The sequence below is a fragment of the Falsiroseomonas sp. genome (assembly GCF_051860665.1).
Taxonomy (GTDB): domain Bacteria; phylum Pseudomonadota; class Alphaproteobacteria; order Acetobacterales; family Acetobacteraceae; genus Falsiroseomonas.
The window spans coordinates 160,320-182,031 of record NZ_JBHYDM010000001.1 but is presented as its reverse complement, the minus strand read 5'-3'; the positions used below and the strand labels follow the sequence as shown (position 1 = coordinate 182,031).

22 protein-coding genes and 1 tRNA gene are annotated in these 21,712 nt (G+C 70.2%); 8 read left to right on the top strand and 15 right to left on the bottom strand.

Translation table 11 applies throughout. The features are described from left to right. Position 1 precedes the first annotated feature (1 nt). The 6 genes from greA to carA form a co-directional block, all read right to left on the bottom strand. Positions 2–475: a transcription elongation factor GreA gene (gene greA / locus ACTIF1_RS00730; protein ID WP_439594445.1), complete on the bottom strand. Its 474-nt coding sequence runs from the start codon at positions 473–475 to the stop codon at positions 2–4. 142 nt (positions 476–617) lie between these two features. After that, on the bottom strand, positions 618–3,863 hold the full coding sequence (gene carB, locus ACTIF1_RS00725; protein WP_439594444.1) for a carbamoyl-phosphate synthase large subunit: 3,246 nt from the start codon (positions 3,861–3,863) through the stop codon (positions 618–620). A gap of 1 nt (position 3,864) precedes the next feature. Beyond that, positions 3,865–4,131, bottom strand: a complete 267-nt coding sequence (locus ACTIF1_RS00720; RefSeq protein ID WP_439594443.1) for a hypothetical protein — start codon at positions 4,129–4,131, stop codon at positions 3,865–3,867. Further along, on the bottom strand, positions 4,128–4,763 hold the full coding sequence (locus tag ACTIF1_RS00715) for a LysE family translocator (protein ID WP_439594442.1): 636 nt from the start codon (positions 4,761–4,763) through the stop codon (positions 4,128–4,130). Before ACTIF1_RS00715 ends, ACTIF1_RS00720 begins: the two co-directional genes overlap by 4 nt. Then, entirely contained in the window at positions 4,763–5,872 is a 1,110-nt protein-coding gene (locus tag ACTIF1_RS00710; protein ID WP_439594441.1) for a hypothetical protein, read from the bottom strand. Before ACTIF1_RS00710 ends, ACTIF1_RS00715 begins: the two co-directional genes overlap by 1 nt. Next, complete coding sequence (gene carA, locus ACTIF1_RS00705; RefSeq protein WP_439594440.1) at positions 5,869–7,284, bottom strand: glutamine-hydrolyzing carbamoyl-phosphate synthase small subunit; 1,416 nt, start codon at positions 7,282–7,284, stop codon at positions 5,869–5,871. The genes ACTIF1_RS00710 and carA overlap by 4 nt, the downstream gene beginning before the upstream one ends. Positions 7,285–7,392: 108 nt before the next feature. Between carA and ACTIF1_RS00700 the strand changes: the two genes are divergently transcribed. Beyond that, the gene (locus ACTIF1_RS00700; RefSeq protein WP_439594439.1) at positions 7,393–7,857 is read left to right on the top strand and encodes a GatB/YqeY domain-containing protein; all 465 of its coding nucleotides are present in this window, start codon (positions 7,393–7,395) and stop codon (positions 7,855–7,857) included. 114 nt (positions 7,858–7,971) lie between these two features. Here ACTIF1_RS00700 and ACTIF1_RS00695 read toward each other — a convergent pair whose 3' ends face one another. After that, the gene (locus ACTIF1_RS00695; protein ID WP_439594438.1) at positions 7,972–8,868 is read right to left on the bottom strand and encodes a cation diffusion facilitator family transporter; all 897 of its coding nucleotides are present in this window, start codon (positions 8,866–8,868) and stop codon (positions 7,972–7,974) included. Between the two features lie 72 nt (positions 8,869–8,940). Further along, positions 8,941–10,365 (bottom strand): pentapeptide repeat-containing protein, encoded by a 1,425-nt coding sequence (locus ACTIF1_RS00690; RefSeq protein ID WP_439594437.1) that lies wholly within the window; start codon positions 10,363–10,365, stop codon positions 8,941–8,943. Positions 10,366–10,444: 79 nt separating this feature from the next. Here ACTIF1_RS00690 and dnaG point away from each other — a divergent pair, with 79 nt between their 5' ends. The 3 genes from dnaG (at position 10,445) to ACTIF1_RS00675 (ending at position 14,893) form a co-directional block, all read left to right on the top strand. Beyond that, positions 10,445–12,280: a DNA primase gene (gene dnaG / locus ACTIF1_RS00685; protein WP_439594436.1), complete on the top strand. Its 1,836-nt coding sequence runs from the start codon at positions 10,445–10,447 to the stop codon at positions 12,278–12,280. Between the two features lie 96 nt (positions 12,281–12,376). Continuing rightward, positions 12,377–14,299, top strand: a complete 1,923-nt coding sequence (gene rpoD / locus ACTIF1_RS00680) for an RNA polymerase sigma factor RpoD (RefSeq protein WP_439594435.1) — start codon at positions 12,377–12,379, stop codon at positions 14,297–14,299. A 3-nt stretch (positions 14,300–14,302) separates the two neighbouring features. Continuing rightward, positions 14,303–14,893: a GNAT family N-acetyltransferase gene (locus ACTIF1_RS00675; RefSeq protein WP_439594434.1), complete on the top strand. Its 591-nt coding sequence runs from the start codon at positions 14,303–14,305 to the stop codon at positions 14,891–14,893. Here the strand turns inward: ACTIF1_RS00675 and ACTIF1_RS00670 are convergent. The 3 genes from ACTIF1_RS00670 to ACTIF1_RS00660 are packed head-to-tail and all read right to left on the bottom strand — an operon-like array spanning position 14,814 to position 15,968. Further along, the gene (locus ACTIF1_RS00670; RefSeq protein ID WP_439594433.1) at positions 14,814–15,302 is read right to left on the bottom strand and encodes a DUF6691 family protein; all 489 of its coding nucleotides are present in this window, start codon (positions 15,300–15,302) and stop codon (positions 14,814–14,816) included. The genes ACTIF1_RS00675 and ACTIF1_RS00670 overlap by 80 nt on opposite strands. Continuing rightward, positions 15,299–15,751: a YeeE/YedE family protein gene (locus ACTIF1_RS00665; protein WP_439594432.1), complete on the bottom strand. Its 453-nt coding sequence runs from the start codon at positions 15,749–15,751 to the stop codon at positions 15,299–15,301. The genes ACTIF1_RS00670 and ACTIF1_RS00665 overlap by 4 nt, the downstream gene beginning before the upstream one ends. 4 nt (positions 15,752–15,755) lie before the next feature. Next, entirely contained in the window at positions 15,756–15,968 is a 213-nt protein-coding gene (locus ACTIF1_RS00660; RefSeq protein ID WP_439594431.1) for a YgaP family membrane protein, read from the bottom strand. Positions 15,969–16,031: 63 nt separating this feature from the next. Between ACTIF1_RS00660 and ACTIF1_RS00655 the strand changes: the two genes are divergently transcribed. Together ACTIF1_RS00655 and ACTIF1_RS00650 are read left to right on the top strand one after the other, a co-directional pair. Then, the gene (locus ACTIF1_RS00655) at positions 16,032–16,370 is read left to right on the top strand and encodes an ArsR/SmtB family transcription factor (RefSeq protein WP_439594430.1); all 339 of its coding nucleotides are present in this window, start codon (positions 16,032–16,034) and stop codon (positions 16,368–16,370) included. Beyond that, a complete protein-coding gene (locus ACTIF1_RS00650) occupies positions 16,367–17,074 on the top strand; it encodes an SDR family oxidoreductase (protein WP_439594429.1) in 708 nt (235 codons plus the stop codon). The genes ACTIF1_RS00655 and ACTIF1_RS00650 overlap by 4 nt, the downstream gene beginning before the upstream one ends. On the opposite strand, the gene ACTIF1_RS00645 is transcribed toward ACTIF1_RS00650, so the two are convergent. After that, a complete protein-coding gene (locus ACTIF1_RS00645) occupies positions 17,062–17,814 on the bottom strand; it encodes a winged helix-turn-helix domain-containing protein (RefSeq protein WP_439594428.1) in 753 nt (250 codons plus the stop codon). The genes ACTIF1_RS00650 and ACTIF1_RS00645 overlap by 13 nt on opposite strands. Before the next feature lie 262 nt (positions 17,815–18,076). Between ACTIF1_RS00645 and ACTIF1_RS00640 the strand changes: the two genes are divergently transcribed. After that, complete coding sequence (locus ACTIF1_RS00640) at positions 18,077–18,883, top strand: winged helix-turn-helix domain-containing protein (protein WP_439594427.1); 807 nt, start codon at positions 18,077–18,079, stop codon at positions 18,881–18,883. Positions 18,884–18,890: 7 nt separating this feature from the next. On the opposite strand, the gene ACTIF1_RS00635 is transcribed toward ACTIF1_RS00640, so the two are convergent. The 3 genes from ACTIF1_RS00635 to ACTIF1_RS00625 form a co-directional block, all read right to left on the bottom strand. Next, positions 18,891–19,670 (bottom strand): VOC family protein, encoded by a 780-nt coding sequence (locus ACTIF1_RS00635; RefSeq protein ID WP_439594426.1) that lies wholly within the window; start codon positions 19,668–19,670, stop codon positions 18,891–18,893. Further along, positions 19,667–20,029: a DUF1428 domain-containing protein gene (locus ACTIF1_RS00630; RefSeq protein ID WP_439594425.1), complete on the bottom strand. Its 363-nt coding sequence runs from the start codon at positions 20,027–20,029 to the stop codon at positions 19,667–19,669. The genes ACTIF1_RS00635 and ACTIF1_RS00630 overlap by 4 nt, the downstream gene beginning before the upstream one ends. Positions 20,030–20,162: 133 nt before the next feature. Then, positions 20,163–20,237 (bottom strand) — tRNA-Gly (locus ACTIF1_RS00625). A 271-nt stretch (positions 20,238–20,508) separates the two neighbouring features. Between ACTIF1_RS00625 and ACTIF1_RS00620 the strand changes: the two genes are divergently transcribed. After that, a complete protein-coding gene (locus ACTIF1_RS00620; protein WP_439594424.1) occupies positions 20,509–21,369 on the top strand; it encodes a hypothetical protein in 861 nt (286 codons plus the stop codon). The last annotated feature ends 343 nt before the right edge of the window (positions 21,370–21,712 follow it).

The following is a 21,712-nucleotide window of genomic DNA, read 5'->3' as shown; positions in this document are numbered from 1 at the left end:
CTTAGCTGAAGCGGACGCTGGCGATCTCATAGACCTTGGCGCCGCCCGGGGCCGGCACTTCGACGCTGTCGCCGACCTTCTTGCCGATCAGCGCCTTGGCGAGGGGGGAGGAGTTGGAGATGGAGCCGTTCTTCATATCGGCTTCGTATTGGCCGACGATGCGGTAGGTCTTCTCCTGCTCCGTCTCCTCATCCACCACGGTGACATGGGCGCCGAACAGCACCTTGTCGCCGGAGAGCTTGCTGGAATCGATGACCTCGACAGAGGGGATGACGGATTCGAGCTCCGCGATGCGGCCTTCGATGAAGGACTGGCGTTCGCGGGCGGCGTGGTATTCGGCGTTTTCGGAGAGGTCGCCATGCGCACGGGCTTCCGCGATGGCGCGGATCACGGCGGGGCGTTCCTCGACCTTGAGCTCACGCAGCTCCTCCGTCAGTCGGGCCAGGCCTTCCGCGGTCATGGGGAACTTCTGCACGTCGCGTCCTTCCTCCGGGCACTTCGCGCCCGGCCTTGCCGTTGGACCAGGGCCCCGGACGGGGCTGGGCCTATGCAAGCAGATCGCGGGGCGCGCTGAAACAGGCGAGGCGGGGAGGGGGTGCTGCCCCCTCCCCGCCCGCTCAGAATGAGCGCGTAAAGTAGGCCTGGAGGGGCGTTACATCAAGGGTTCCGCCCTTCAAGGCCGCGATGGCGTGAACGGCGGCCCGGGCGCCGGCCAGTGTCGTGTAGTGCGGGACGCCGTGCGTCAGCGCGCTGCGGCGGATGTCGAAGCTGTCGGAGACGGACTGGCCGCCGCTGGCGGTGTTGATCACCAGCTGGATGGCATCCGACTTGATGGCGTCCACGCAATGCGGCCGCCCTTCGGCAACCTTGTTGACCACAGCGCAATCCAGCCCGACTTCGCGCAGCCGGGCGGCGGTGCCGCGGGTGGCCAGCACCCGGAAGCCCATCTCGATCAGCCGGCGGGCGAGGGTGACGGCGCCGGCCTTGTCGCTGTCCTTCACCGAGAGGAAGGCCGTGCCGGATTCGGGCAGTTTCACGCCCGCGCCCATCTGCGACTTCAGGAAGGCTTTCTCGAAGGAGAGGTCGAGGCCCATGACCTCGCCGGTCGATTTCATCTCCGGGCCGAGGATGACGTCCACATTCGGGAAGCGGTTGAAGGGGAAGACGGCTTCCTTGACCGCGACGTGGCGGGAGACGGCGGTATCGTCCAGCCCGAATTCGCGCAGATGGGCGCCGGCCATGACCCGCGCGCCGATCTTCGCCACGGCGATGCCGGTGGCCTTGGCGACGAAGGGCACGGTGCGGGAGGCGCGGGGATTCACCTCGAGGACAAAGATCTCGCCGTCCTTGACCGCGTATTGCACATTCATCAGGCCCTTGACCTTCAGGGCCTTGGCCATGGCTTCCGTCTCCGCCTTCAGCTCCGTGATGATGGCGGGGGGCAGGGAATAGGGGGGCAGGGAGCAGGCGCTGTCGCCGGAATGGATGCCGGCTTCCTCGATATGCTCCATGACCCCGGCGACATAGACGTCACCCGTCTCGTCGGCGATGCAGTCCACATCGACCTCGATCGCATCGGCCAGGTACTGGTCGATCAGGATCGGGTTCTCGCCCGAAACCTTGACCGCCTCCGCGCCGAAGCGGCGCAGCTGCTCCTTGTTATAGGCGATCTCCATCGCGCGGCCGCCCAGCACATAGGAGGGGCGCACCACGACCGGGTAGCCGATGCGCTCGGCCTCGACGAGGGCCTCGTCCAGGTCGCGCGCGATGCCGTTCTGCGGCTGCTTCAGGCCGAGCGACTTCAGCAATTGCTGGAACCGCTCGCGATCCTCGGCGATGTCGATGGCCTCGGCCGAGGTGCCGAGGATCGGGATGCCCGCCTTGTGCAGCGCCTGGGACAGCTTCAGCGGCGTCTGCCCGCCATACTGCACGATGCAGCCCAGCAGCTCCCCGCTCTCCTGCTCCTTGCGGCAGATGGCGATCACGTCCTCCGCTGTCAGCGGCTCGAAATACAGGCGGTCGGAGGTGTCGTAGTCGGTCGAGACGGTCTCGGGGTTGCAGTTGACCATGATGGTCTCGTAGCCGGCATCGCGCAGCGCGTAGCAGGCATGGACGCAGCAGTAGTCGAATTCGATGCCCTGGCCGATCCGGTTCGGCCCGCCGCCGAGGATGATGATCTTCTGGCGGTTCGTCGGGCGGGATTCGCAGGCCGGCGCGCCGAAGCCGCCCTCATGGGTGGAATACATATAGGGCGTGTCGGAGGCGAATTCGGCGGCACAGGTGTCGATGCGCTTGAAGACGGCCTGCACCCCCAGCGCATCGCGCGCGGCGAAGACCTGCGCCTCCGTCAGCCCCGCGAGCTTCGCCAGCCGCTTGTCGGAGAAGCCCAGCGCCTTCAGCGCCCGGAACCCGTCCGCCGTCTTCGGCAGCCCCTCCGCCTTCACCTTCGTCTCGGCGTCGACGATCCGGGCAATCTCGCGGATGAACCAGGGGTCGAAGCGGCAGGCCTGGTGGATCTCCGCCACCGACATGCCCGCGCGCAGCGCCTGCGCCACCACCAGGGAGCGGTCCGGCGTGGGCGTGGCGAGCGCGGTGCGGATGGCGGCGTGGCTGCCATCGCCGGGCAGGGCGATCTCATCCAGGCCCGAAAGCCCCGTCTCCAGCCCGCGCAGCCCCTTCTGCAGCGCCTCCGCGAAGCTGCGGCCGATGGCCATGGTCTCGCCGACCGACTTCATGCTGGTGGTCAGCGTCGCCGGTGTGCCCGGGAATTTTTCGAAGGTGAAGCGCGGGATCTTCACCACGACGTAGTCGATGGTCGGCTCGAAGCTCGCCGGCGTCACCATGGTGATGTCGTTCTTGAGCTCGTCCAGCGTGTAGCCGACGGCCAGCTTCGCGGCGATCTTGGCGATCGGGAAGCCGGTGGCCTTCGACGCCAGCGCGGAGGAGCGGGAGACGCGCGGATTCATCTCGATGACCACCATGCGGCCATCGACGGGGTTGATGCCGAACTGCACGTTGGACCCGCCGGTATCGACGCCGATCTCGCGCAGACACGCGATGCTGGCATCGCGCATCCGCTGGTATTCCTTGTCGGTCAGCGTCAGCGCCGGGGCGATGGTCACGCTGTCGCCGGTATGCACGCCCATCGGGTCCAGGTTCTCGATGGAGCAGATGATGATGCAGTTGTCGGCGCTGTCGCGCACGACCTCCATCTCATACTCCTTCCAGCCCAGCACGCTTTCCTCGACGAGAACTTCGGTGGTCATCGAGGCTGAAAGGCCGGCGGCGACGATCTGCTCGAATTCCTCGCGGTTATAGGCAATGCCGCCGCCGGTGCCGCCGAGGGTGAAGCTCGGGCGGATGACGCAGGGCAGGCCCACTTCCTCCAGGCCCTTGCGGGCTTCCTCCATCGAATGGGCGATGGCGGATTTCGGGCTCTCGATGCCGATCTTGGACATGGCGTCGCGGAACTTCAGCCGGTCCTCGGCCTTGTCGATGACCTCCGCCTTGGCGCCGATCAGCTCGCAGCCGTACTTCTTCAGCACACCCGCGGCATCCAGCTTCAGCGCGGTGTTCAGCGCGGTCTGGCCTCCCATGGTCGGCAGCAGCGCATCGGGGCGCTCCTTGGCGATGATCTTCTCGACCATCTCGACCGTGATCGGCTCGATATAGGTGGCATCCGCAAGGCCCGGATCGGTCATGATCGTGGCCGGGTTGGAGTTCACCAGGATGACGCGATAGCCCTCGGATCGCAGGGCCTTGCAGGCCTGGGCGCCGGAATAGTCGAACTCACAGGCTTGGCCGATGACGATCGGGCCGGCGCCGATGATGAGGATGGACTTGATATCGGTGCGCTTCGGCATGTCAGGCTCCGGTCGAAGGGGTTTGCTTCCGCGCGCTCAACAGCAGCAGCGGCAGGATCAGCAGATGGGGGACGCCCCAGAAGTACAGGGCGGTCGGCGCTTCCTCGCCCAGCATCAGCGTCGTCGCGCCATGCACGAGGACGGAGAGGGCGAAGGCGCCCAGCGCCGCGCGCATCGGCGAGACCAGCCGGCGCAGCGACGAGGCGACGGTGAAGAGCACCAGGCCCGAATAGGCGAGCGCGAAAAGCGCGAAGGCGAAGGGTATCATGCGGCGCGGCTTTCCGTCGCGAGCTTCACCGCCAGCAGCGCCAGCGCGCCGCCGAGCACCCAGCGCTGCACCGCCATCCAGGTGGGGTTCGCGCCGAGGAAGCGCGCCGCGCCGGCCGCGCCCCAGACCAGCACCGCATCCCAGGCGGTGCAGATGGCGATCTGCACGAAGCCGAGGATCGCGGCCTGGAGGAACAGGTTGCCCCGCTCCGGATCCAGGAAGGGCGGCAGCACCGCCATGTAGAACAGCGCCACCTTCGGGTTCAGCGCCGCGGTGGCGAAGCCCACCCAGAACAGCCGTGCCCGCGGTTCGCGCGGCATGGGCCGCGCCGCGAAGATCGGCTGCCCGCCTGGCCGCACGCTCTGCCAGGCCAGGTAGAGCAGGTAGATGGCGCCGCCGATCCGCAAAACGTCCCAGGCATAGGGCACCGCCAGCAGCGCGGCGGTGATGCCGGCCGCGGCGCAGACCATGATGGTGAAGGAGCCGAACTGGCAGCCCACCAGCGAGACCATGCCCGCCCCGGTGCCCTGCGCGAGCGAGCGCGAGATCAGGTAGAGCATGTTCGGCCCCGGCGTGACCGCGAGGCCGAGCGACAGCGCGGCGAAGATCAGCAGGGTGTCGGCGGAGGGCATCAGGCCACCCCCTCCCGCGCCAGCTTCTGCTGCTGCAGCCCCTCCAGCACCCGCGCGTAATAGGTGCCGGCGCCGCGCGCCAGGTGGCGTTCGGACCGGATCGCCAGCAGGTGCCGGGCCAGCCCCTTGCGATGCTGCGCCGGCGTGCGCGCCATGGGCAGCATGGCCAGCACCTCGTCCATGAAGCCCTCCAGCCGGTAGGGGGCGAGGGTCGCCGCATCGCGCGCGGCGGCATCCCGCGCCGCCCCGGCATAGCCCTGCAGGATCTCGGCCGCGATGGCGGCGCCATCGAGCCGCCGCTCGCAGCAGAGGCCGCTGAAGTTGCGCTCCGCCACGGCGGCGAAATTGGCCTCGCGCAGCCAGCCCGGGCCGCCGAAATGGTCGTAGACATAGGCGGCGCGGCGGGCCCGCAGCGCATAGGGGATGGTCTTGCCGATCGAGACCACCGCATCGGCGGCGGCGAGGTCGGCGGGCATCAGTCGGCGGTCCCGCACCTCCCCCTCCTGGCCCCAATGCACCACCTGCATCCCCTCCGCGCGCAGCAGCCGGGCGGCCTCGGCCACCTCCGGCGGCAGGTGGTTGGAGACCAGCAGCAGCGTGCCGGGCTGCGCGCGCGGCGGCGGCGGCGGCATCTCGAAGGCGGCGGGGGCGGCGTTGTGCGAGAGGCGGATGGCGTGCCGCGGCAGGCCACCGGCGGCGATTCGCGCCCGCGCCGCCTCCACCGTGACGATGAAGACCTGCCCGAGCACCCGTTCCGCCACCACGCCCGGCTGGGCCAGCGCCCAGTCGCGGTCGAGATGCGCGAAGGCGAAGAGGGTGCGTTCCGCCTCCGCCGGGTCCAGCGCATAGTCCAGCACCGTCTCCTGCCGGCTTTGCAGCCAGACGAGGTCATAGGTGAAGGGCCGCGCCTCGGACACCTTGGGCAGCAGCCGCAGCCCGGCCTGGCGCGCCAGCCCCGCCATCGGGTCGGCGGCGTACCAGGTGGCGAGGTCGCAGTGCCAGCCGCGGCCGATCAGCTCCTCCGCCGCTTCCAGCAGCACGAGCTCGGAGCCCGCCACGCCGACGAAGCCGGCATTGCCGAACAGCGCGCGCGGCGGTCGCAGGGTCACGGCCGCGACGCCTCCATCATCCCCACGAAGCGGCGGAACAGGTGGTGGCTGTCGGTCGGGCCCGGCGAGGCCTCCGGATGGTACTGCACGGAGAAGGCCGGCTTCGTGGTGCTGGCGATGCCCTCGTTGCTGCCGTCGAAAAGGCTGCGATGGGTCACCACCACGCCTTCCGGCAGGCTGGCATCGTCCACCGCAAAACCGTGGTTCTGCGAGGTGATCTCCACCTTGCCGGTGGCGAGTTCCTTCACCGGCTGGTTCGCGCCGCGATGGCCGCGATCCAGCTTGTAGGTCTTGGCGCCCAGGGCCAGCGCCAGCAGCTGGTGGCCGAGGCAGATGCCGAAGACGGGAAGGCCCGTCTCCAGCACGCCGCGGATCGCCGGCACGGCGTACTCGCCCGTCGCCGCGGGGTCGCCCGGGCCATTGGAGAGAAAGACGCCATCCGGCTTGTGCGAAAGAATATCCTCGGCGGTGGCGGTGGCCGGCACCACGGTCACGGCGCAGCCGGCGGAGGCGAGGCAGCGCAGGATATTGCGCTTGGCGCCGTAATCCACCGCCACGACCTTCACCTTCGGCGCGGTCTGGGTGCCGAAACCCTGGCCCCAGGCCCATTCGGCCTCGTCCCAGGCATAGGTCTGGCGGGTCGAGACCTCCTTCGCCAGGTCCATCCCCTCCAGCCCCGGCCAGGCCTTGGCCTGGGCCACCAGGGCGGGAATGTCGAAGCGGCCATCGGCCGGATGCGCCAGAACCCCATTCGGCGCGCCGCCGTCGCGGATGCGGATGGTCAGCGCGCGGGTGTCGATGCCGGCGATCCCCGGCACGCCATGCGACTTCAGCCAGTCATCCAGGTGCCGCGTGGCGCGGTAATTGGCGGGCTCGGTCAGGTCCTGCTTGACGATCAGCCCCCGCGCGGCCGGCGTCACCGCCTCGATATCCTCCGCATTGGCGCCGACATTGCCGATATGCGGGAAGGTGAAGCAGATGGTCTGCCCGGCATAGGAGGGATCGGTCAGCACCTCCTGGTAGCCGGTCATGGAGGTATTGAAGCAGATCTCCGCCACCGTCGTGGCCTGGGCGCCGAAGCCGCGGCCCCAGAAGACGCTGCCATCGGCCAGCACCAGGGCGGCGGTCGCGCCGGCAGGCGCGCGGATGGCCGACTCGCCTGGGGAAGGGGTCGTGCTGTCGGTCTGGCTCACGGGGCGGGTCTCCGGATGCGGGGCGGGGCGCGGGGTGCTATCCCCTTGCGGCAGGTCGTTCAGGCTGAGGCCGGTGGCGGCCAGGATGGCGGACCAGTGTTTCGCGGGCACCGCGCGCGCCTGGCGCCATTTCCGCAGGGCCTCGGTGCCGACGCCGAGGCGCTGGGCGGCGGCATCCGGTCCGCCCATCAGGGCGATGATATCTTCGACAGTGCGCATGGCAGGACCATGTGGGAATTTTCTTCCCAAAGCAAGGCTGGCGAGCGCCTGGGAAGATTTTTCCCGGCGGCCGGCGCGTGCTATAGACCCGGAACAAGGAGAACCCCCATGGCCGATGACCTGCGCACCCGTTTCACCGCCGAGCTGAAGACCGCGATGCTGGCCAAGGACGCCGCGCGGACCTCCGGCATCCGGATGATCACCGCCAAGCTGAAGGACGCCGATATCGCCGCCCGCCCCTCCGGCGTGGACAAGATCCCGGACGACCAGATCATCTCCATGCTGCGCGGCATGGTGAAGTCCCGCACCGAGAGCGCCACCATGTACCGCCAGGGCAACCGGCCGGAGCTGGCGGAGAAGGAGGAGGCGGAGATCGCCATCATCGAATCCTTCCTGCCGCAGCAGATGGACGAGGCCGCGATGCAGGCCGCCGTCACCGCGGCGGTGGCTGAATCCGGCGCCGCCAGCGTGAAGGACATGGGCAAGGTGATGGCCGTGCTGCGGGCGAAACACGCCGCCAGCCTCGACATGGCCAAGGCCGGCCCGCTGGTGAAGGCGGCGCTGGGCGGCTAACCGTTTCCGGGCGCATTTTCCGAACCGTCAGGCGAAGCCGCCTGACTTGAAAATGCTATCCGTTTTTGGGCGCATTTTCCGAGTCGTCAGGCGAAGCCGCCTGACTTGAAAATGCTAAGCCGCCGCCACCGGCACCACCACCACCTCGGCACCCGGGATCAGCGCCTCCAGCTCCCGGGTCATTTCCTGCGCCACCGCCGCCACCTCCCCGAAGGGCCGGGCGGGGGCGAAGCCGAGCGCGATCTCGATATGGGCGCGGCCGCCGGATTGCCGGGACCGCACCCGCTCCAGCGTCTCGTAGCGGTGGAAGTGGTGGCCGAGGCTGCGGTTGATCGCCGCCTGCAGCCGCTCCTCCAATGCGCGGTCCAGCAGGTCCGGCAGCGCCTGCCGCAGCATGCTGAAGCCGATGCCGGCCATCACCGCCACCACCAGCAGTCCGCCGGCGATATTGGCGATCCAGGCCGCCCGCGTGCCCGGCCAGGTCGCGCTGACCGCGACCGCCGCCAGCACCAGCGCGGAGGTGGCGAGCTTGCCCAGCCGCGCCTGCACCTGGCCGGTCAGCAGCAGCGAGGTGCCGTCCCGCGCCGCACGCCACATGCCGAGGAAGGCGGCGGCATTCACCCCCACATTCAGCGCCGCCAGCACGATGGCCGCCATCAGCCAGGATCCGCTGCCCGCCGGCGCCGGGCCGGCCATCCAGGCGCCGAGGGTGCGCGTCACCACCCAGGCCGCGCCCAGCAGCAGCAGCAGGCCCATCAGGAAATTGGCGAAGCGCTCCAGCTTGCCGCTACCATAGTCATAGGCCTGCAGATGCCCGCGATGCACCCGGCGCATCATCGCCAAAATGCCCCAGCCGAGCGTCAGCTGGATGCCGGCGCGCAGCGTCTCGGCCAGCATCGGCAGGGAGGCGGCGCCGAAGGCCACCACGGAATAGGCCAGCAGCATGAGCGTATCGGCGACCAGGCTCAGGCCGAGCGACCATTCGCGACGGCACGAGTCCGGGCTGGCCATGCGCAACCTTTGTCTGAATTCAATATTCCGGCGGGGTCGAGGATCGTGGATCGCCGGCGGCGTGGCAAGCCATCATTCCGGGCGCACCATCTCCTCCCGCCCCGGCAGGATCAGCCCCTCCGCCCCCACCAGCCGGGCGCCACGCAGATCGGCCTGGCGCAGATCGGCCATGGTCATGGTGGCATCGGTCAGATCCGCCCCGCACAGCCCGGCCTCGCGCAGATCGGCCTGGGTCAGGTCGGCATCCGACATCCGGGCCTCGGACAGGTTGGCGCCCACCAGCTTCGCCCGCACCATCCGCGCCGTGCTGAAATTGCTGGGCCAGCTCTGGCCGCTTTTCAGCAGCATCGGCCCCGCCTCCACCCGGCTGAGATCGGCCTCGTTCAGCGAGGCGCGCACCAGGCTGGCGCCGCGCAGCACGGCGCCCGAAAGCTTGGCCCCGCGCAGATCCGCCATGGCAAGATCCGCCATGGCCAGCACCGTGCCGGTCAGGTCGCAGCCGCGCATCACCGCATGCTTCAGCACCGCCGCAGCCAGGTTCACGCCCGCCAGGTTCAGGCCGCTGAGGTCGCAGGCCGAGAGATCCGCGCGCTCCCCCTCCCGCCCATTGCTGCGGATCCAGTCCTGGTGCAGGCGCAGGGCCGCGCCCACGGCGCCTTCCAGGTTCTCCAGCCGGCGCGTCATCTCCGCGCCCTCCAGCTTCGCGCTGCTGAGGTCCACCCCATCCAGCAGCGCGCCCAGCAGATTGGCGCCGCGCAGATTGGTGGAGCGCAGCACGGCGTGGGTCAGGATCGCGCCCTCCAGCACCGCGCCGGTCAGGTTCGCCTCGGACAGGTCGGCGCCTTCCAGGTTGCAGCCGCTGAGATCGGCGCAGCTGAGATCGGCCCGGACGAAGACCGCCTGGCGCAGGTTGGAATCGCGCAGGTCGGTCTGCACGATGAAGGCATTGGAGAGCTTGGCGCGGGTCAGGTTGGCATTGGCGGCGCTGGCCTCGGCCAGGTCGCCATTGCCCTCCGTCGCGCCGGCGGGCACCAGCTCCCCGTTCTTGGCGCGCACCAGGTGGCCGTCGCGCAGGTCGGCGCCGGTCAGGTTGGCGCGCATCAGCATCGCACCGCGCAGCGAGGCGCCGCGCAGGTCCACCTGCTGCAACTGCGCCCGGCTCAGATCGGCGCGGCGGAGATTGGCGCCGAAGAGGCAGGCATCGCGCAGATCGGCCTCCGCCAGGTCGGCGCCTTCCAGCCGCGCGCCGGTCAGGTCCGCGCCAGCCAGCTGCGCACCGCGCAGGCTTGTATGGCCCAGGTCGGTGAACTTGAAGGAGGCCCGGCGCCCGCCCTTGGCGCCCTTCAGGTGCAGCTGGTGCGCCGCCAGCGTCTCGGCCAGCTCGTTCGGCTTCAGCGGGCGGTATTCGATCGCCAGCGCATCGCGCCAGCTGGGTTCTTCGCCGCGCAGACGGCGGGAGGGCGGGGGGGTGGGGGAGGGCGTCGTCACTGCCGCCATGCATGCCCCGAAAGCCTGAAGAATTCGCTACGCCAGCCGTTCCCTTGCCCCCTCCCATCGGTGCTAAGAGGCCGCCTCCATGGCCCTCCCTCCGAACTTCCTCGAGGAGCTCCGCGCGCGGACTCCGCTGGCGCCGCTGATCCAGCGGAAGACGCGGCTGACCAAATCCGGCCGGAACTGGAAGGGCTGCTGCCCCTTCCATGGGGAGAAGACGCCCTCCTTCTACGTCTATGACGACCATTTCCACTGCTTCGGCTGCGGCGCGCATGGCGATGCCATCAGCTTCGTCATGCGCGCGGAGGGCCAGGCCTTCCCGGAGGCGGTGGAGCGCCTGGCCGCCGAGGCGGGCATGCGGATCCCCCAGGCCACGCCCGAGGCCGCGGCCCGGGAACGTCGGGCGCGCGACCTCTATGGCGTGCTGGAGGCCGCCGAGGCCGCCTTCCGGCGCCGCCTGCGCCTGCCGGAAGGCGAGGCCGCCTTAGCCTATCTGCGGCGCCGGGGACTGACGGAGGAGACCATCCAGGCCTTCGGCCTGGGCTGGTCCGGCAGTGGCCGCGGCGTGCTCGCCGCCGAGCTGAAGGCGGAGGGCATCACGCCGGCCCAGCTCGCGGAGGCCGGGCTGATGCGGGAGCGGGAGGATGGGGAAGGCTTCTCCGACCTCTACTTCAACCGTGTGATCTTCCCGATCCGCGACCGGCGGGGGCGCACCATCTCCTTCGGCGGACGCATCCTGGGGGATGGCCAGCCGAAATACGTGAACGGGCCGGAGACGAGCCTGTTCTCCAAGCGCCGCAATCTCTACGGCCTGGACCTGGCCCGCGAAGGCGCCTTCCGCGGCGCGCCGGTGGTGGTGGTGGAGGGCTATATGGATGTCATCGCCCTGCACCAGGCCGGCTTCGCCGGCGCCGTGGCACCACTCGGCACCGCGCTGACGCCGGAGCAGATGGAAGAGCTGTGGCGCCTGACGCCGGAGCCGGTGCTCTGCTTCGACGGCGACGCCGCCGGCGGCCGTGCCGCAGCAAGGGCGGCGGAGGCGGCGCTGCCGCTGCTGACCACGGAGCGCAGCCTGAAGCTGGCCACCCTGCCGCAGGGGGAGGATCCGGATACGCTGGTCACCCGCCGCGGCCCCGCCGGCTTCACCGCGGTGCTGGACGGCGCCCGGCCGCTGTCGGAGGCGCTCTATGCGCTGATCACGGAAGGCCGCCCTGCCAGCACGCCGGAGCAGCGCGCCGGGCTGCGCAACCGGCTGGCGGAGGTGGCGAATGCCATCCCGGACAAGTCGCTGGCGGCGGAGTATCGCCGCGCCCTGCTGGACCGCTTCTTCGCCGCCACCCGCGCCGCCCCCGGCGGGCGCGGCGGGCCGCCGGGCCGCAAGCCGCCGGCCTCGCCGCGCAGCCGGCCGGCCATCACGCCCGAGCGCACCCGCGGCGCCCAGGCGGCGGCGCTGCTGGCCATCACCCTGCGGCATCCCTGGCTGCTGGCGGAGGTGGAGGAATGCTTTGCCGCCATCCATCCGGAGGATGCGCGCCTGGCCGAATGCCGGGCGGAGATGCTCGCCTGGCTGGAGGGTGGCCACGAACTTGACTCAACCCGCCTGATGGACCAACTCGCCGGCAGAGGCTTGGCGGAGCTGGCGAGCGGCCTTTTGCGGGATCCGGGCCTGCCGGAGGCGGCGAGCGCGGAGGCCCAGCCGAAGGATGTGCTGGATGGCTGGTGGCACTTCTATGGCCTGCTGCGGGGCGAGGCGGCGCTGCTGGAGGATATTGCCATCGCGCAACGGGATTGGGTCCAGGCGAGCGATCCGGTGGCGCAGGCCCGGGTGCAGCAGCGGCTCATCCGGTTGAAGCAGGCGCTGGCGGCGCAGCGCCGCGGCGAGGCGGAGGAGGCGGCCCTGCCGGCCGGCTCCCTGGGATGAATAGGCGCGGTGGCGCGGGACTTGGCGAATTCGCGCGGGCAGGGCGGGGGCAAAAGCCCACCCTGCCAGGGCGCCTTTGACGGAGCGGGAAAAGGCATGGCGAGCAAGGCCGCGAATGGCGCCGACACGGCAGAAGGACGCGACGAGGCGGTGGAAGGCGTGCTGCTGGATACCTTGACGGCCTCGGTCAAGAAGCTGATCGCCCGGGGCAAGGAACGCGGCTACGTCACCATCGACGAGATCAACGCCGCCCTGCCGCCGGGCCAGGTGTCTTCCGAGCTGATCGAAGACACCATGGCCACGCTGAACGACCTCGGCATCAATACGGTGGATTCCGAGGAGAGCGAGGACGGCGAGGCTGCCGCCGAGAAGCCCGCCGCCAAGGCCGATGACGAGGACAAGGACGACGAGGAAGGCGGCGGCAATGTCGACGAGGCCAATCTCGGCCGCACCGACGACCCGGTCCGCATGTACCTGCGCGAGATGGGCAGCGTGGAGCTGCTCTCGCGCGAGGGCGAGATCGCCATCGCCAAGCGGATCGAGGCCGGCCGCGACATGATGATCGGCGGGCTCTGCGAGAGCCCGCTGACCTTCAAGGCCATCGTCGCCTGGCATGACGCGGTCAAGGAAGGCCGCATGCTGCTGCGGGATGTCATCGACCTGGAGGCGACCGCCGGCGCGAATACGCCCGAGGGTACGCCGCCGCCCGAGGAGGAATACGAGGAAGGCGACGAGGCCGCCGAGGGCGTCGGCCTGTCCCTCTCGGCCCTTGAGGAAAAGCTGAAGCCGGAGGCGCTGGCCGCCTTCGAACAGATCGAGAGCCTGTTCGGCAAGCTGCAGAAACTCTCGTCCAAGCGCATGGATGCCTATACCTCGGGCGGCGAGACCTCGCAGCGTTCCGAGAAGACCTATGAGAAGCAGCGCCAGGAGCTGGTGGCGCTGGTGGAGAAGGTGCATCTCCACAACAACCGCATCGAGGAGCTGGTCGACCAGCTCAAGGGCCTGAACCGCCGCCAGACCACGCTGGAGGGCCAGGTGCTGCGCCTCGCCGAGGCCCAGAAGGTCAAGCGCGAGGAATTCCTGGAACAGTGGCGCGGCAGCGAGCTGGACCCGGCCTGGTTCGAGCGCATCAGCAAGCTGCAGACCCGCGGCTGGAAGACCTTTGTCGCGCGGTCGAAGGACGACGCGGAGGCGATCCGCGCCGAGATCGCCCGGGTGGCCGCCGATACCGGCCTGCCGGTGCCGGATTTCCGCCGCGTCTACCAGACCGTCTCGCGCGGCGAGCGCGACATGACCCAGGCGAAGAAGGAGATGATCGAGGCGAACCTGCGCCTCGTCATCTCCATCGCCAAGAAATACACGAACCGCGGCCTGCAGTTCCTGGACCTGATCCAGGAAGGCAATATCGGCCTGATGAAGGCCGTGGACAAATTCGAGTACCGCCGCGGCTACAAGTTCTCCACCTACGCCACCTGGTGGATCCGGCAGGCGATCACCCGCAGCATCGCGGACCAGGCGCGGACCATCCGCATCCCGGTCCACATGATCGAGACGATCAACAAGCTGGTCCGCACCTCCCGCCAGATGCTGCACGAGATCGGCCGCGAGCCGACGCCGGAGGAGCTGGCCGAAAAGCTCGGCATGCCGCTGGAGAAGGTCCGCAAGGTTCTGAAGATCGCGAAGGAGCCGATCTCGCTCGAGACGCCGATCGGCGACGAGGAGGACAGCCACCTCGGCGATTTCATCGAGGACAAGAACGCCATCATCCCGCTGGATGCCGCGATCCAGTCCAATCTGCGCGAGGCGACCACGCGGGTGCTGTCCAGCCTGACGCCGCGCGAGGAACGTGTGCTGCGCATGCGCTTCGGCATCGGCATGAACACGGACCATACGCTGGAGGAAGTGGGCCAGCAGTTCAACGTGACGCGCGAGCGCATCCGCCAGATCGAGGCCAAGGCGCTGCGCAAGCTGAAACACCCCAGCCGCAGCCGCAAGCTGCGCAGCTTCCTGGACAATTGAGCCATGGCGACGGCGGCGCGCACCGGCATCCGTGAACCGGTGCAGCGGATCGAGGTGGATGTCACCTTTTTGCGCATGGATGCGCCGCCCGCCACGACGAAGCCCGACTTCCCGCCAGGCGCCAGCGTGGTGCGGCTGGCCGGCTGTTCCGTGCCCTTCTACCGCTATCTGTATGACACGGTGGGGCGCGACTACGTCTGGTGGCTGCGCCGCACCGTGCCGGATTCCGAGATCGCGGCGCTGCTGGCGCGGCCGGAGATCAGCATGCATGTGCTGTATCAGGGCGGCGAGCCGGCCGGCTTCTACGAGCTGGAGCGCCGCAGCGGCGACCAGGGCGTGAACCTCGCCTATTTCGGGCTGATGCCGCATGCCATCGGCCGCGGCGCCGGCCGCGCCCTGCTGCGGCACGCCATCGACACGGCCTGGGCGGAGCGGCCGCGGCTGCTGACGGTGAATACCTGCACCGCCGACCACCCGCGCGCCCTGCCCAACTACATGGAGGCGGGTTTTCGGATCACGCGGGTGGTGCGGGAGCTCTGGCCGGTGCCGCTGCGGCTGGGCCTGCCGATTCCCGACCGGCTGAAGGCCGGCTGAGTTCTTTCGCAATGGCCATGCCAGTCAGCATGGCGGCGGTGAAGATGAAGGCGGGCCAGCCGCCGGTGGCCAGCGCGGTCAGCGCCGGGCCGGGGCAGAAGCCGGCCAGGCCCCAGCCGATGCCGAACAAGGCGGGGCCGGCCAGGATGCGGCCATCGATGGCGGTGGCGGTCGGCAGGTGGAAGCGCGCGGCCAGCAGCGGCCTTGGCCGGCGCAGCACCAGCCGGTAGCCGAGGAAGGTGACGGCCACGGCACCGGCCAGCACGAAGGCCAGGCTGGCGTCCCAGCCGCCGGAGGGGATGGCGGCGAGATCGAGAAAATTCAGCACCTTCGCCGGGTCCGACATGCCGGCGACGACCAGGCCGAGGCCGAAGAGCAGGCCGATGCCGAAGTGCAGCAGCAGGGTCATGCGCCGGCTCCCAGCAGGTGGCGCGTCACGAAGACGGTGGCGATGGCAGTGGCCATGAAGACGAGCACCGCCACCGCCGACCGCGGCGAAAGCCGGGCGAGGCCGCAGACGCCATGGCCGGAGGTGCAGCCATTTCCCCAGATGGAACCGAAACCCACCAGCAGCCCCGCCACCCCCAGCAGCCCGGGCCCGGCCGCGATCTGCGGCACCGGCACCGCGCCGCTGGCCAGCCCCACCACCAGCGGCGCCGCGACCAGCCCCAGCACGAAGGCCAGCCGGGCGCCGAGACCGGGCTCGGTGAAGGGCGGCAGAAGGCGTCCCAGGATGCCGCTGATGCCGGCGATGCGTCCTGCGACGGCCATCAGCAGCACCGCCGAAAGCCCGATCAGCGCACCGCCGGCGAGCGAAGCCCAGGGCGTGAATTCGGTGGGCGTGAAGGTGGTGGGCATCGGCTCAGCGCAGCGGGCAGGTGCTGAGGCCCAGCAGCCGATAGGCCGGGCAGAAGCGGAAGGCGGCGGTGGCGATCAGCACCCCGCCCACCGCGGCAATGACATGGCGCCAGCCGCCCATGCCGGCGAAACTGCCGGCCGCCAGGAAGGGCGCGAGCAGCAGGACCAGGCCGAGGATGAGGCGGATGGCGCGATCGAGCGAACCGACATTGACCATGGGAGAGCTCCCGCAAGCGGAGGACGTATTCCAACTTATATTCGAATATGCGAAGATACAAGCATGAAGATGGAACCCGAGGGGCTGGAGGCCAAGGCGGAGGAGGCGGCGCGGCTGCTGGCGGCGCTCGCCCATGGCAAGCGCCTGATGGCGCTGTGCCACCTGCTGGAGGGGGAGAAATCCGTGGGCCAGCTCGCCGCCCTGGTCGGCCTCTCCCCCACCGCCCTGTCGCAGCACCTGGCGCGGATGCGCGACCTGCGCCTGGTGGAGACGCGGCGGGAGGGGCAGGTGATCCACTACCGCCTGGCGAGCGCCGAGGTCGCCGCGGTGCTGGAGACGCTCTATCGCCTCTATTGCGCGCCGGCGGATCCCGCGGCGCATTCGCCCGTTGCTGCGGGATGAGCAGCATCAAGGTGGCGTTGGTGACGGGCGCCGGGCGCGGCATCGGCCGGGCGGTGGCGGCGCGGCTGGCAGGCGATGGCTGGCGCGTGGTGGCGACGGACCGGGAGGCGCCGGCGGAGGCCCTGCCGGGCGTCCGCTTCGCCCAGGCCGATGTGGCGGAGGAAGCCGCCGTCGCCGCGCTGGTGGCGGATATCCGGGCGCGGGAGGGGCGGCTGGATGGGCTGGTCTCCAATGCCGGCTTCATGATCCGCAAGCCGCTCTCCGCGCTGACCCTGGCGGAGTGGAACGCCGTGCTCGCCACCAACCTGACCGCCAGCTTCCTGCTGCTGCGTGCCGCGGAGGACTTGCTGCGGGCGGCGCGCGGGGCGGTGGTGACCATGGCCTCCACCCGCGCGCATCAGTCGGAGCCGGAGACCGAGAGCTATGCGGCCTCCAAGGGCGGGCTGCTGGCGCTGACCCATGCGGCGGCGATCAGCCTGGGCCCGGAGGTGCGGGTGAACTGCGTCAGCCCCGGCTGGATCGACACCCAGGGCGAGGCCTTGCGGCCGCAGGACCATGCCCAGCACCCGGCCGGGCGGGTCGGCCGGGTCGAGGATGTGGCGGCGCTGGTCGCCTGGCTGCTGGGGCCGGAGGCCGGCTTCGTCACCGGCGCCGAATTCCGGACCGATGGCGGCATGACGCGGAAGATGATCTACGCCGAATAGCCGGCGCGCCGCGGCGCCGGGCGGCCCCGCCGGGGCGCGCCGCCGGCGGGGGCCTCAATCCGGTAGCCGATGCCCCAGACGGTGCGGATGATGTCATCCCCGCCGCGCTCCGCCAGCTTGCGCCGCAGCCGGCAGATCACCACCCGCAGCACGCCGGCCGTGCTGGTGGCGGGCCCGTCGTGCAGCGCCTCCACCATCCGCTGCCGGCTCAGCACGCCGCCGCGGGCCGAGATCAGCAATTCCAGCGCCGTGCGTTCGAAGGGCGTCGCCTCCACCGGCTGGCCGGCCACCGTCAGGCTGCCGGCGGCGCGGTCCAGCACCACATTGCCGCAGCGCAGGATGCTGCCCCGGCGGTCTGGGCTGCGGCGCTGGATGGCGGCGATGCGCGCCCGCAGCGCCGCCACCGGCACCTGGCGCGGCAGCACCGCATCGGCGCCCAGGTTGAAGGCCGCGGCCTCCTCCTCCGGCCCCGCATCGGCCAGCAGCAGGATGGGCAGGGCGAGGCCGGCCTCCCGCAGCCCCTGCAGCAGGGGCAGGGCGTGGGAGGCCAGGTCGGTGCAGTCGATCAGCACGCCATCCGCCGTGGCCGCCGGGCGGGCCGCCTGCTGGCCGGCGCGGAGGGCGGTGTCCGGGGCGCCGCCCGGGGCAGGCAGCAGCCGCGCGGCGATGCCAGCGGCCTCCAGCCTGGCCCAGACCTCGTTCTGCGCCGCCGCGCGGTCGGCGATGATGAGCAGCTGCATGACCCGTCCCTTGCGGCCCGCCCTGCGCCCGAGCGGGCGCGGATGGCGGCGGTGGGTGGCGAAGCGAAGCCCGGCAGGCCGGGCCGTCCCCGGCCAGACCCCGACACAGACTAGGCGGCGCGGCGGTGGCCGGTGTGTAGGGAGTCGTGCGGTTTCGTCAGCGCGGACCCCTTGGCCGGCGCATCCGCCTACGAAAGCTGACTGTCATGCGGTGACCAGGGTCAGGACAATGGCGCGACTCTGACAGGAAGGGGGTTTGCCGATGCGCGTGCTGATCGTCGCCTCCACCCCCGCCTCGGGCCAGCGCCTGGCGGCCGCCCTGGCGCGGGCGGGGCTGATGGTGGAGCGGGTGGGCCTGGCCGAGGACCCGGCCGGCACGGCGCGGCGCAGCGGGCCCTTCGATGCGGTGCTGCTGGAGGCGGCCAGGCTCTCCGACCCGCTGCTCGGCAGCCTGCGCGGCATCGCGCGCCAGCGCCTCGGCCTGCCGCTGGTGCTGCTGCTGGGCGCGGCGACGGCGGAGCAGGAGGCGGCGGCTTTCGCCGCCGGCGCGGATGAGGTGCTGCAGGCGCCGATGCCCACGGCCGGGCTGCTGGTGCGGCTGCGCGCGTTGCAGCGGCGCATGCTGGGCCATCTCTCGGCCCGCATCACCATCGGCAATGTCACGCTGGACCAGGCGCAGGGCGGCATGACGGTGGAGGGGCGGCCGCTGGAGCTGACGCCGCGGGAATATGCGGTGATGGAGATGCTGTTCCTGCGCCGGGGCCGGCTGGTGACCAAGCTCGACCTGCTGGCCCGGCTCTATGGCTCGGAGGAGGGGCCGGATGGGCGCATCCTGGATGTCTTCATCTGCAAGGTGCGGCGCAAGCTGGCGGCGGCGGGCGCCGCGCCCTGCATCCGCACCGCCTGGGGGCGCGGCTATAGTGTGGAGGAGCCGGCGCCCGCGGCGCGGCTGCGCGGGGCCGGACCGGGCGGGGCCTCGCCCGGATCCTCGCGCAAGTCGCCGCCGGCGCAGCCGGCCGGGCGCCGGAAGCCGCGGGCGCTGGCGGAGGCCTGTCTCCAGGCCGCCTGAGACCCGGTCAGTCCGGCCGGCCGATCAGGGCGAAGAGCGCCCCCTGCGGGTCGCGGCCGAAGACCACATGGTCGCCGCCCGGCACCTCCGCCGGCCCATACAGGATGGTGCCGCCGCCATCCCAGATGCCTTGCGCCGCGGGGCCGATGCGGGCGACGCGGAAGACGAAGGTCCAGTGCGGCGCCGCCGCATCCTGCCGCGGCATGATGGCGCCGAAGGCGCGGCCCTGCAGCTCCATCAGCTGATAGGTGCCGGCCGCGCCCATCGGCAGGGCCTGGCCGCGGGTCCAGCCGAATTGCGCGGCATAGAAGCCGATGGCCGCCTCGGCATCGGCCGCGGTGTATTCGTTCCAGGCGCAATGGCCGACCGCCTGCGGGTCGAAGCTGCCGCTGGCCTGGTCGCTGCTGCCGCGCATGACGTAGAAGGGCGCGCCCCCAGGATCCGCCACCATGGCGATGCGGCCGACGCCGGGAATGTCCCGCGCCGGCATCTGCACCGCCCCGCCTGCGGCCTGGATCCCGGCGACGGCGGCATCGACATCCTCCACCCCGATATAGCCGAGCCAGACGGGCGCGACGCCCTCCGGCGCCTGCATCAGGCCGCCGATGGCCTGCGCGCCGTGGCTGAGGATGGAATAGCCGGGCACCGGACCGCCCCCCGGACCGCCCCCCGGACCGCCATGCGGCGCGGCGGTCCAGCCGAGCAGGCTGCCGTAGAAGCGGGTGGCGGCGGCGGGTGCGGTGGTCAGCAGCTCGTACCAGATGAAGCTGCCGTGGGGGTTGCTCATCGGGGCGCCTCCCGGCTGTCGAGGATCGGCAGGAAGCCGCCATGGATCATGCGCCGGCCGTCGAAGGGCAGGGGCGTGTCCTTCATCCGCGGATCCTCCATCAGCCGCCGCATCCCGGCATCGCGGATGGCGCGGGAGGGCCATTCGATCCAGGAGAGCACCACCACCTCCTCCGCCTGCGCCTGCACGGCGCGGCGGAAGTCGGTGACCTTCCCCTCCGGCACGTCATCGCCCCAGGCTTCCATCACGCGGAGCGCGCCGAATTCCTGGATGATCTGCTGGAAGAGCCGGGCATGGGCGAGATAGGCGTCGCGCTGGGCGGCGGGCACGGCGGCCACCATGCCGTCGATATAGGACATGCGGGATTCCTTCCGGTCGGGCGTTATACTGAACTCTTTGGTTAAGTATAGGGGCGCGCGACGGAGGTCCAGGGGGTGGCGAACACGGTGGCGTGACGCGCTGCAGGCGGTTCGGAATGGCGGGGGAGGGGGCTGGAGCGGGCGATGGGAATCGAACCCACGACATTCAGCTTGGGAAGCTGACGTTCTACCTCTGAACTACGCCCGCATGAAAGCGCCGACCTCAGGCAGAGCGAAGCATCGCCGCAGCCCTGCCGCAGGCTTTCAGTCGGTCTTTTCGCATGGCCCGGCGGAGACGACAAGGAGGGGCGTCGACGGGCCGAGAAGACCTGGCGGCTGAAAGGGCCTTCCCCCGCATCGAACAGTTGCTCTCCGGGCGACGCCCTTCTGGCGCCCCCTGGCATCTTCCTGCGTCTTGGGCAACAATGTTGACTGTAGATCTCCGCGCCCTGCTGCAATCACGAAAACGTTGGAACCTGATGACGCCAGCAGATGACCGGGATGTCGAGATCGACTACCTGAAATGGGGCGGCCTGGCGGCACGGCTCTCGGCGCCCGAATTCTTCGAATTGGAAACGATCCACAGCGGTCTTTATTGCATCGCTTACGGGCCGGTCGAGATTCCGCTGCTGATCCGCTCACGTTCGGCGCCAGTCACCTTCTATGCCTTCCATTCCAATCAATCAAAGAAGACGTCGCTGCCGTTCTTCCAGGGCGGCAATCTGCCGCCACAGACCATCAACAGCGTGAGGATCGGGGATCCCTCCCTCTACCTCGGTGGCGGCCTGTCGCTGGCCTGGTACGCCGGCAACCTGCACTGCAATCTGAATGACGAACTTCCGCGTATCATGGACCACCTCGACCGCCTCCTCGGCACCAGCAGGCGGCTTCTCTGGGGCTGCTCCGGCGGCGGCTTCGCGGCCCTGACCTATGCGCGTGAGCAGGATGTGGCTGTCGCGATCAATCCCCAGGTGGAGATCGCCAAATTCACGTGGTCCAGCGTGCGAAAATATACGGACCTTGCCTGGGGTACCGTCGATGATGAGGAAGCGCATGACGTCTTGCAGCGCGTCGTCCGAGGCGCCGTTCTGCGTCGCGCCGATCCCTTGCCGCGAATCGTCTATGTTCAGAACGTGACCGACCATCATTTTGGTATCCATTTCCTGCCTTTCGCCCAGCAGCTGGGGCTCCCGACCGAGGAGGTGGATGAGCCTCGATATCGGCTCGTGCTGGGGAACTGGGGCGAGGGCCACATCGCGCCCCCCTCTGAAACGCAGGCGTCGCTTGTCCGGCAAGAAGCCGCACGCATGCTCGCCGAATGTCGTGCGTTCAGCGGTTGAACCAGGCAGCTGACAGCAACGCAAAGACCGTTGTCAAACGCGATGAATGGCCGGGTAGCCATGCACGCCGCTCTGCAGCGCGGATGGCGAGACGCGCCCCCGAGAGCAAGGATCCGGGAAAGCGAGGATCTGGGCAGATCCGGACAAGGACGCTCCGGCAGGAGCCTTCGTCCCAAGCCAGCAAGCCCGCCTCGATATCCCCGGTAACCGCGCGCGCCCCGCAACCTCGTCCTTGACCGCCGCCCGCCCCGCCCCTAAGCCGTCCTCCAAGCGCGCCAGCGCCCCTCGCGATTTGTCCGGCCTGATTGCGGCGAGGTCCCGGTGTGCCGGGCGGAGGGTTCCC